Raw genomic sequence first — 9380 nt, 5'->3', positions numbered from 1 at the left:
AACTGGAATAACTGGTGCCAGTGGAGTATTAATAGTAGTTCCAACATTAACCTTATTAGGATTAACCTTTAAACAAGCAATAGGCTCTAGTCTGACCATTGACGTGATAACTACTACTTCTGTAGTGTTCACGTACTTCAAGTATAAAAACGTTGATTTAAGAATAGCTTTGTTACTCGGATTAGGTGCAGTTATAGGTGCTCAATTTGGTTCAGCTATAGCATTTGCTACACCCGATAGGTATTTAGAAATCGCTTTCACAATCTTCACTTCATACATGTCTTACGTCTCATTCAAGAGGTCAAAAGGAGATGATAAAAACACTAATAAAGTGAGTAATAAGGCGATTAGAATAAAAAATTATGTTTTAGCGTTTTTACTTAGCATTTTAACTGGAATAGTTACTGGAACTATAGGTGCTAGTGGTGGTATTATATTTATTGCAATTATGATGCTCTTGTTTTCAATAGATGTAAAGAGAATGATAGGAACGGCTACCTTGTCAATGTTTTTATCAGCAATAAGTGGTATGTTTGCTTATATTTCTGCAAATCAAGTTGATTTAATGGCATCTGTAGTTATAGGATTATCTTCACTAACTTCAGGGTATTTCTTTGCGAGATTAGCAAACAAACTAAGTCCTTTATTGATATATATACTTTTAGGTAGTGTTTTTCTTATCGTTTCTATAACCGAAATTCTAAGAATAATTTAACTCATTTAAAACACAAGTAAGAATTAGATCACTTCTGGTTCTTTGCGGATCTTCAGTATGGAAGTCGAACTCCCTTGGATAAAGCGTTAATTTAATATCGGCTAACTATTGTGACTATTATTCGCATATCTGACCTTCTTCTCCGCCTAAAGGCTTTCCTCTTTTTGTCACAATCTATTACTAATGTCATTATATACAAATTAAAATATTTCACCATATTTTGTATTTTAGCTAGCTAACTGCTATTACGCCATGTCTCTTCTACACATTAGTGTTTAAATTTATTTTATATTTGTTAAACGAATAAATAGGGAGTAAAGTTATAGCTAAGGTTGAGTTAGTTTATACTATGTCTAGTATAGCGATTAATACTCAAACTCCACCAATTAGATTCACTATTACCTACAGAGACATCTTAGAAAAATACGGTTATTTGGATTTACCCATAGATCTTAGCATGTTAAGTAATGAAGATTATCACGTATCTGTTGGTGGAGTAGCAAAAATGATGTTAGCCTTAATCAATACAAGGAATTTCAGTAGGGTTAGATGGGTGTCTCTAGGTCCGGGTTACCCTCCATCAGTTAGAATGCAGGATATTGATGTTCACTTTGTAGACCTAGAACCTAAGTCATTAGCAAATTACACAAAGTTTAAGGAGGCAATATATAATGAAAGTCACGGTCTAGGCAGATATGAGATTGTAGGAGAAGAGTATATTGCTTACGCTAACTACAATTGGCTTTCAGCGCAAAAATTGCTAGAGTTCTATAAGGATACTGACATATATTTCATAAATGATTTTCAGCAACTATTAGTTGGAGGAATTATAGGTCCCTCAGCTCCGGCAGTACTATGGTATCACATACCGTTTGTCCCAGAGAATTTGAGTAAGAGAATGAGAGAGTTTTTAATAAAATCCTTTGAGGGTTTCGACTTAGTAATAGTAAGTACTAAAAGGGATTTAGAAGGATTGGTTAGGGCTGGAGTTAAGGTTAAGGTAAAACAAATTTATCCATTTATTGACCCTTCAGCCTATCTGAAGGTTAGCGAAAACAAGGTTAAGGAAGTACAAGATAAGTATGGTATTAAGGATGACGATAAGGTAGTTTTAGTGGTAGCTAGAATGGACCCTATGAAGAGTCAAGATATAGCTATAGAAGCAATAAAGGATGTCAATGCTAAGTTAGTCTTAGCCGGTGATGGAAGCTTCACTAGTAAGACACTAGGACATGATAAGGGTAGCATCTGGGTTAATAAGTTAAGGAACTTAGCAAAAGATCTGAGAGTTGAGGATAAGGTAATATTTACGGGCTATGTTCCGGATGAAGACCTTTTTGCTTTGTATCAGAGAGCTGACGTGGTTTTATTACCATCAAGAATAGAGGGTTTTGGATTGGCAGTATGTGAAGGATGGATTTACGGAAAGCCTGCGGTTGTAAGTAATGGTGCTGGAGTTAGTGAGCTAATTATTGAGGGAGGCAACGGTTACGTTTTCAAGTCTGGAAATATTAGCGAGTTAGCCGAAAAGTTAAAATTAGCATTAAAAGATGAGAAAGTTGGAAGCTTGGGCGCGGAAACAGTTAAGAAGTGTTCAGTAGTCAATGCAGTAAATGATTTGAAAGAAGTATTTGAAATAGCTTCAGAAGAATATAAAAAGGCTTAAAGCATCGACTTTAACTTTTCCCACATCTGATCGATATAAGATTCAAGTAATTGCACGTCTTTTTCATTCATCCTCTTAAATCTTCCTTGAATACTTAGAAAGTCTCTTATTGGTCTCCTAGTCCTCTTATCTAAACAATGCAGACTTTCTTGGCTTATTTCTAACTTTCCATTTTGATATTCAAATAATGGCCAATAGCACGTTTGCACAGCTAACTTAGCCACTTCAACGGTTTTTGATGGGTCAAACAACCAACCGTAGGGATCTGGCGTTAATACGTGTATGTATTTAAATCCTTCTATTTGTTTAGCTTTTTTCAATTTTTCTACATAATCATGAGGATAACCCACTGATGCTGTAGCAACATAAGGTACATTGTGAGCTATCATTAAGAACGGCAAATTCTTCTTATTTTCCTTCTTTCCTTCTGGTGTAGTGGTCGTTATTGCCCCGTAAGGTGTTGAGCCACTTCTCTGTCCACCACTATTCATATAAGCCTCGTTATCTACACATAAATATAGTATATTCTCATTTCTCTCAGCAGCACCGCTTAAGGATGCAAAGCCTATATCAGCGGTTCCTCCATCACCAGCCCATACTACTACTGTAACGTTCTTACCTTTTTGCCTATAAGCTCTAGCTAAGCCTGAAGCAGTAGCTGGTCCTGCAGCAAAAGCTACATTAACTGTGGGGAAATTATATGCATTATATGGTGCGTTACCTTGGATTACTGATGAGCATCCAGCGACTACAACTAGTACAGTATCTTTACCTAGTCCCATGCCCAACATTCTCATTGCCATGTTCTCTGGACATCCCGGACAAGCGGATGTTCCAGATAATATACCATTATGCTTATTCAATATCTCTCGGAGTCCTAAGCTCAATCTTTCCTACCTCCTTCGGATAATACCAGAGGACGTCTTCCCTTATACCTTGAAGGAACTTCTCAAATAGATATAATAAGTCACTCTTGCTTACGCTCACTCCTCCTAACCCACTTACAACGCCTTTGATGGAAGGAACTATATCTGAGATAGTGGATTTAATTTCCACATATAATGGACCTCCTCTACCCATACTTATACTTCTGTCTAGTACTAATACTGCTTTCTTATCCTTTAGAGCATCACGAATCTCCTTCTCACTCCATGGTCTCAGATACCTTATTCTTAACATACCAATCTTCACTCCTCTCTCTCTTAATTTATCTATAGCTTCCATTGTATCACCTGCCCATGCCCCCATAACTACTACAGCGTAATCTGCATCATCTAGCTTATAAGTGACGTTAAGTGTCGAATAGTCCCCTAACACATTCAACTTCTTATTATACTCCATTCCCAATTCTCTTATTACATCTTCAGAGTTCTTAATACTTAGATCAATAGACTGTCTTAGCTTCATGTATTCTTCTGGAGGAAATATGTTGCCCATGCCAACTGGATCCTCTGGATCTATTACGTAAGGCTGTCTTCTAGGAGGCAAATATTCGTCTACGTCTTCTTGATCTGGAATTATTACATTGGTTTTAGTGTGAGATAGAATGAAACCGTCCATTCCTACCATCATGGGTAGGAATACTCTTTCATCCTCAGATATTCTAAAGGCTTGTAATGTCAAATCCAGTGCTTCTTGAGGATTACTAGCAAATGCCATCAACCATCCGCTATCTCTTTCACTCGTAAAATCTGTATGTTCGTTCCATATGTTCCACGGAGCCCCAACCGCTCTGGTTCCAACTACCATCACAACTGGTGTCCTGCTACCAGCAACCCACCAAATCATCTCATGCATATAGAGTAGTCCTTGGGACGCTGTGGCTGTAAAAGACCTTATTCCGGCTAGAGCGGCACCAAAAGTAGCAGCCATTGCAGAATGCTCGCTTTCAACTCTCACTATTTCGGTATTAATTTCCCCACTAGCCTTCATCTCAGCTAACTTTTCTATTATCGTGGTCTGTGGAGTTATCGGATATATTCCAGTAACTCCCACTCTCGCTAACTTAACTGCTAATGCAACAGCTTCATTTCCTGAGATGATCTTCCTTATCATGTTTCGCTCACCATCTCTATTGCTTTGACTGGACATACATTAGCACAAACTCCACAACCCTTACAGTATTCATAATCTACTCTAACCTTGCCATCACTTGGAATTATGGTAGATTCTGGGCAAAACATAAAACAGGCCTTACAGCCTATACACTTGTTATAATTCACAACAGGCTTAAACACTCTCCACGATCCAGTCTTTCCTCCAGCTCCCTTGCCTGGTCTAGTTACCGGGAAATATTGATACTCAAGCAAGGACATAACTCTCCCTCAATTGCTCATAAGCTATTCTGACAGCCTTTATGTTGAGCTCAGCTACTTTTCCATCAAACTCCTCTCGAATAGCTTTTTCTAAGGACTCTAGTTTAGGCATTCCTAGTATCTTTACTAATGGACCTAACATTATCACATTTACCATTGGCCAGCCAGATTTCACTAAGCCTAAATCAATAGCTATTCTTGTCGCGTTAACTGTATAAGTTTTCCAAGATAAATTAACATCTTTCGGGGAATTAACTAGTAATTTTGAATCCTTCTTTAAACCCCTAAAAATAGTTTTGGATAACTTTAATAGCGAATTATCTATGACAACAAGATAATCAGGTTCTTCAACTGGAGATGTAACTCTAATTGGAGAATCAGAAATTCTACAATAAGCCTCTATCTCAGCCCCCCTTCTCTCTGCTCCGTAAATTGGGAAAGAGGATGAATATAAGTTATCATAACCAGCTGCTTCTGCAAGTAAGTTGGAGGCAGTGACAACACCTTGACCACCTCTACCGTGAAATCTTATTTCGAGCAATAAAAGACCACCTATATAGATTGTATATTCTTCACCATTAAAAAATCTGTCTATAAAAAATGTTTAAACTTTAGGTAGACCGTAATATATAACTTTTTGATAAAACTCTCTTCTATTAACAACTTCTGAAACAATATTCAGAATTTCTACTATAACAATTATTGCTGGGATAATAAATGATAGTAAGGATAGAACCAGTGAGAAGACATTTAGACTTCCTCTAATCTTAATTTCCCTCTTAGTTATATACGTACTAATAATTTCTATAATCAATATCAGCATTAATGGAATTAAATAGTAGTAAGAGTGAGTGAAATAGTAGGCTAGTGGAAGGGTCGTAGTAAACACAGTTCCTACAAAAGAGATGGGCGTTTCTGAATTATACCATGATGGTCTAGCCTTAACCATGTAAATCATTATACTTGAAAGCACACCCAATGCAAGAAATACTACAGCAGGGTAATAGAACAACGTGTTTAAAATGCTAAGGAGGTAAAACAGCACTGATAGAGAGGAAAATAACACTTCCCTACTTAACCAAGAGGTCTTTAAGTTATATATGACACGATAGAACCTATCATATCTTCTAGCATGATTAACTGATAACAATAAGGTCAGTAGAGGAACCAAAAAACCGATAAAACTCCAGAACGGTAACTTGAAAACTGTATAGCCTAGGGCGAACTCACTACCTATTGTAAATGCTAACAATCCTAAATAGTTCTCTTCTTTTTTCTCATGTAACGTATTTATTTTAAGATCCTTAACTCCTTCTGGTCCCTTCACAACAAACCTTGGCTTAGTTATATCTGATGGGGGCAAGTAATTAGTATCCGCCTTACCTTCATCTATCCAACCAAAAGATAAAGCCCCAGTCGGGCACGCCTCAACACAATATGGAATACCTTTACCACCTATTAGCCTATCATAACAGAAATTACACTTAGACATTATTCCATCTTTATTAAACTTTAGTGCTTCATATGGACAAGCCCATGTACAGAATCCACAACCGATACAGGATTTATCGTTTATCCTTACTATACCCATATCGTTCTTTTCGATCGCGTTAGCTGGACAAACTTTCATACAAACTGGATTATCGCAATGGTTACAAGCTATCGAAAGGGCTGTCTTACTCTCCCCTAGAGGCATTACTATTAGGCTTCTCCAATTAAGATTTCCGTATGCCTTATTGCAGGCATCCACACAAGCATTACAAATAATGCATTTATCGTGATCAAAAATAAATCCTAACTTTCTTTCCATATAATATTTTCTAATCGACTAGGTTTATAACACTAGCTTTAAAATGTGATAAATTTATCAAAATATATGGAAACACCATTTTATAAATATGCTTTGATGAGAAATTTTATTAGAGAGGTACTAGAACAAGAAAAACTCTCAGACTACGTCAAAGATAGATTACACAGAGATGAACAAATGAGGAATAGATTTTGTAATGAAGACGAGGACACTATTAGAAAATTAATAGACGAAGTTATAGAATACATTACAAGCGGAAAAGGAAAGGACAAGAGAGATGAAGTATTAAACGCGATAAGAAGTTTCTGCACAGAGGGAACATAATAATTCCAAAACAGTAAATTAAGTGTTGTAGAAAAGAAAGCTAGTTCCCTTATCTATTGCTAAAGAGGATTTAAACTTTATACCCAACAAACTTATTATAGAGGAATCTTGCTGCACTTATTCTCTGAATGTCATTTGTTCCCTCGTAGGTTTTCATTATTTGTAAGTCCCTTAACATCCTCTCTAAGCCGGTTGAATTAGTAACACCGTAGCCTCCATATGTGCTCATAGCCCTCAAAACTATCCTTTCAGCAGCCTCTGTAGAGATAAATTTAGCTAGCGAAGCAGCTATTACGTATTCGTTCTCCCTATTATTTTTAAATAAGGTACCTGCCCAATATGTTATAAGCCTAGCCATCTCAAGATCAGCAAGTGACTCTGATACCTTAGTTTGTACTAATTGAAACTCAGCTAGCTTCTTATCAAAAGCAGTTCTCTGTAGAGTGTAATTTACCATTTTTTCGAAAGCGGCTTGTCCAACTCCTAAGGCTTGAGAAGCTACTATAGTTCTAGCAAAATCGAATGCACTAACTGCGTACTTAAATCCATTCGACTCTTCTCCAACTAAGTTTTCAGCGGGAACTTTTACATCCTCTAACACTATCTCCGCTGTGTGGGATGCTTTAAGACCGGTAGTCTCAATTCTACTAACTGGCTTAATCAAGTCTTTTTCTACTATAAACATAGATATTCCCTTCCATCTAGCCTTAGGATCTTGTGGTGAAGTTCTCGCGGTTATTAAATAATAGTCCGCTATGTCTCCATTGGTAATGAAAATTTTCCTACCGTTTATTACGTAATCACCATTACTAAGCTTTTTAGCTGTTGTCTTAATTCCTGCTACATCGGTTCCGGCTGAAGGTTCAGTATTGGCGAAAGCAGCTACTTTATCTCCTTGAGCCACCGGCGGTATATATTTCTTCTTTAATTCTTCATTTCCATATCTAGATAAGGTATAAATGAACATCCAATCTATTAAGAGAAAAGTGCTAAATGAAGGCCAAACTCTGGTTATTTCTTCAGTAGCCACCAATAAGGAAATGTAATCTGCTCCTTGACCTCCTAAAGAAGGATCTACAAATAAACCATATAAGCCTATCTCCTTTGCCTTCGTTTTAACTTCTCTTGGCACATCCAATTCTTTTTCTCCTTTCTCAACATATTTTGATAGAATGTTTTCAGCGAAATCCCTTACCGCACTTCTCAATAATTCATGATCTTGAGTAATTTCTACCTTAAAGTCCTCTAATGACTTAAAAGGATATACCATAAAAAATATGTTAAATTCAACCTTATTATTATTTTCCTAGTTTCTTTAGCATAGCTTTGCAGAAAGCAACTGCATCTGCTACTATTAGATAATCAGCGTTCTCCAATATAGGCGCATTTTTATCCGTGTTTACTGCAACTATTATCTTAGAGTCTCTGATTCCGGCTATGTGCTGAGGTTGTCCAGAAATACCCAATGCTATGTATAGTTTAGGTCTAATTCTTAAGCCAGACAATCCTATTTGTCTGTCCTCTGGTACCCAACCCAACTCAGCTGCTACAGGTCTGCTTCCACCTACAACTCCTCCTAATGCTGTAGCTAATTCTTCAGCGTATTTTATATTCTCTTTATTTTGAATTCCCCTACCTACGCCAACAACTATATCCGCTGTAGATATGTTTGCACCAGATGATGTAGACTTCCTTCCAATGACCTTTATTCTTCCCTCCTTTAACTTTACCTTTTCTATACTCGGTTCAATCTGCTTAGGTTGTAGCTGAGTACTAGCAACTGTCATCACTAAAGGCAATTCAGTCTCTATCACAGCTATTCCCATACCGCTATAAGCTGATCTATTAATCATTGCCTTGTTACCATCTAGTTTTATGGATAGTACATCTGTGATTATGGGTAATTTTAGTCTGCCCGCTACCCTTCCGGCAATAGCTCTATCTTTTCTAACGTTTCCTGTAATAAACACGTCTGGAGTTAATGATACTACTAGATCTACAATCCCTTCCTCGTCTGTATTTTCTATTAAGTAAAGCTTATTAAAGAATTTGGCATCTTGAGAAGTTGATATGCCTATTAATTCTCCTCCGAAACTTTGTGCTACGGCTGCTCCCATCCTCAAAAATACAGGACTCTCGGAATATACTACTATCTTCATCTATAACACCCCATCACTTTTTAAATATTCAAGAAGTTTATCTACAGCTTTTTCAATATCGTTTTCTTCAATGACTATCTTCTTCCTATTGACTAATAATGGCTTTACTTCTTTTACAATAACCTTAGGCTGAATATCAAACTTAACCTCTTTTACGGGTTTCTTCGAGGATTCCATTATTTGTTTAACACTAGGAATTCTAGGAGTGTTAATTTCCCCTCCTACACTCAAGACTACTGGTAATGTGGTCTCAATAGTCTCAACATAACTTACCATTCCTCTATCAGCTATCACTTTGTTCCCCTCTATCTTTAATGATTTAACATTTGATACGTAAGGTAAGCCTAAAGCTTCTGCTACATAAGCAGGTAAGGCAGAAGTTCCACTGTCA

The 9380-nt window shown here is 36.9% G+C and carries 10 protein-coding genes and 1 pseudogene; 3 read left to right on the top strand and 8 right to left on the bottom strand.

Annotated elements, in window-relative coordinates; genetic code table 11:
- Together DMP16_RS05690 and DMP16_RS05685 are read left to right on the top strand one after the other, a co-directional pair.
- A partial coding sequence (locus DMP16_RS05690; protein ID WP_143576964.1) for a sulfite exporter TauE/SafE family protein occupies positions 1–715 on the top strand: 715 nt, incomplete at its 5' end.
- Between the two features lie 349 nt (positions 716–1064).
- On the top strand, positions 1065–2381 hold the full coding sequence (locus DMP16_RS05685; protein ID WP_143576963.1) for a glycosyltransferase family 4 protein: 1317 nt from the start codon (positions 1065–1067) through the stop codon (positions 2379–2381).
- Here the strand turns inward: DMP16_RS05685 and porB are convergent.
- From porB to DMP16_RS05660, 5 genes are all read right to left on the bottom strand, one after another.
- Entirely contained in the window at positions 2378–3268 is an 891-nt protein-coding gene (gene porB, locus DMP16_RS05680; RefSeq protein ID WP_069282773.1) for a pyruvate synthase subunit PorB, read from the bottom strand. The genes DMP16_RS05685 and porB overlap by 4 nt on opposite strands.
- Positions 3237–4436 carry a pyruvate ferredoxin oxidoreductase gene (locus DMP16_RS05675; RefSeq protein WP_069282774.1) on the bottom strand — a complete coding sequence of 400 codons (1200 nt, stop codon included), beginning with the start codon at positions 4434–4436 and terminating at the stop codon, positions 3237–3239. The genes porB and DMP16_RS05675 overlap by 32 nt, the downstream gene beginning before the upstream one ends.
- Positions 4433–4696, bottom strand: coding sequence for a 4Fe-4S binding protein (locus DMP16_RS05670; RefSeq protein WP_069282775.1), 264 nt, complete (start codon positions 4694–4696; stop codon positions 4433–4435). Before DMP16_RS05670 ends, DMP16_RS05675 begins: the two co-directional genes overlap by 4 nt.
- Entirely contained in the window at positions 4683–5237 is a 555-nt protein-coding gene (locus DMP16_RS05665; RefSeq protein ID WP_069282776.1) for a 2-oxoacid:acceptor oxidoreductase family protein, read from the bottom strand. Before DMP16_RS05665 ends, DMP16_RS05670 begins: the two co-directional genes overlap by 14 nt.
- Before the next feature lie 63 nt (positions 5238–5300).
- Entirely contained in the window at positions 5301–6506 is a 1206-nt protein-coding gene (locus DMP16_RS05660; protein ID WP_069282777.1) for a 4Fe-4S dicluster domain-containing protein, read from the bottom strand.
- A 66-nt stretch (positions 6507–6572) separates the two neighbouring features.
- Here DMP16_RS05660 and DMP16_RS05655 point away from each other — a divergent pair, with 66 nt between their 5' ends.
- A complete protein-coding gene (locus DMP16_RS05655; protein ID WP_069282778.1) occupies positions 6573–6830 on the top strand; it encodes a hypothetical protein in 258 nt (85 codons plus the stop codon).
- Positions 6831–6900: 70 nt separating this feature from the next.
- On the opposite strand, the gene DMP16_RS05650 is transcribed toward DMP16_RS05655, so the two are convergent.
- The 3 genes and pseudogenes from DMP16_RS05650 to DMP16_RS05640 all read right to left on the bottom strand — a co-directional run.
- Positions 6901–8100: an acyl-CoA dehydrogenase family protein gene (locus tag DMP16_RS05650; protein ID WP_069282779.1), complete on the bottom strand. Its 1200-nt coding sequence runs from the start codon at positions 8098–8100 to the stop codon at positions 6901–6903.
- A 28-nt stretch (positions 8101–8128) separates the two neighbouring features.
- Positions 8129–8989 carry an electron transfer flavoprotein subunit alpha/FixB family protein gene (locus DMP16_RS05645; protein ID WP_069282780.1) on the bottom strand — a complete coding sequence of 287 codons (861 nt, stop codon included), beginning with the start codon at positions 8987–8989 and terminating at the stop codon, positions 8129–8131.
- Positions 8990–9380: pseudogene (locus DMP16_RS05640) on the bottom strand (electron transfer flavoprotein subunit alpha); the annotation flags it as partial.

The organism is Sulfolobus sp. B1 (assembly GCF_007050195.1).
In the GTDB taxonomy this organism is placed as follows: Archaea; Thermoproteota; Thermoprotei_A; order Sulfolobales; family Sulfolobaceae; genus Saccharolobus.
This window is presented reverse-complemented; position numbering and strand designations above follow the sequence as displayed.

Bases quoted from the DNA above. Each gene is read 5' to 3' on its own strand.
- DMP16_RS05685 (WP_143576963.1), top strand. From the start codon at position 1,065: ATGTCTAGTATAGCGATTAATACTCAAACTCCACCAATTAGATTCACT.
- DMP16_RS05675 (WP_069282774.1), bottom strand. From the start codon at position 4,436: ATGATAAGGAAGATCATCTCAGGAAATGAAGCTGTTGCATTAGCAGTT.
- DMP16_RS05670 (WP_069282775.1), bottom strand. From the start codon at position 4,696: ATGTCCTTGCTTGAGTATCAATATTTCCCGGTAACTAGACCAGGCAAG.
- DMP16_RS05660 (WP_069282777.1), bottom strand. From the start codon at position 6,506: ATGGAAAGAAAGTTAGGATTTATTTTTGATCACGATAAATGCATTATT.
- DMP16_RS05655 (WP_069282778.1), top strand. From the start codon at position 6,573: ATGGAAACACCATTTTATAAATATGCTTTGATGAGAAATTTTATTAGA.
- DMP16_RS05650 (WP_069282779.1), bottom strand. From the start codon at position 8,100: ATGGTATATCCTTTTAAGTCATTAGAGGACTTTAAGGTAGAAATTACT.
- DMP16_RS05645 (WP_069282780.1), bottom strand. From the start codon at position 8,989: ATGAAGATAGTAGTATATTCCGAGAGTCCTGTATTTTTGAGGATGGGA.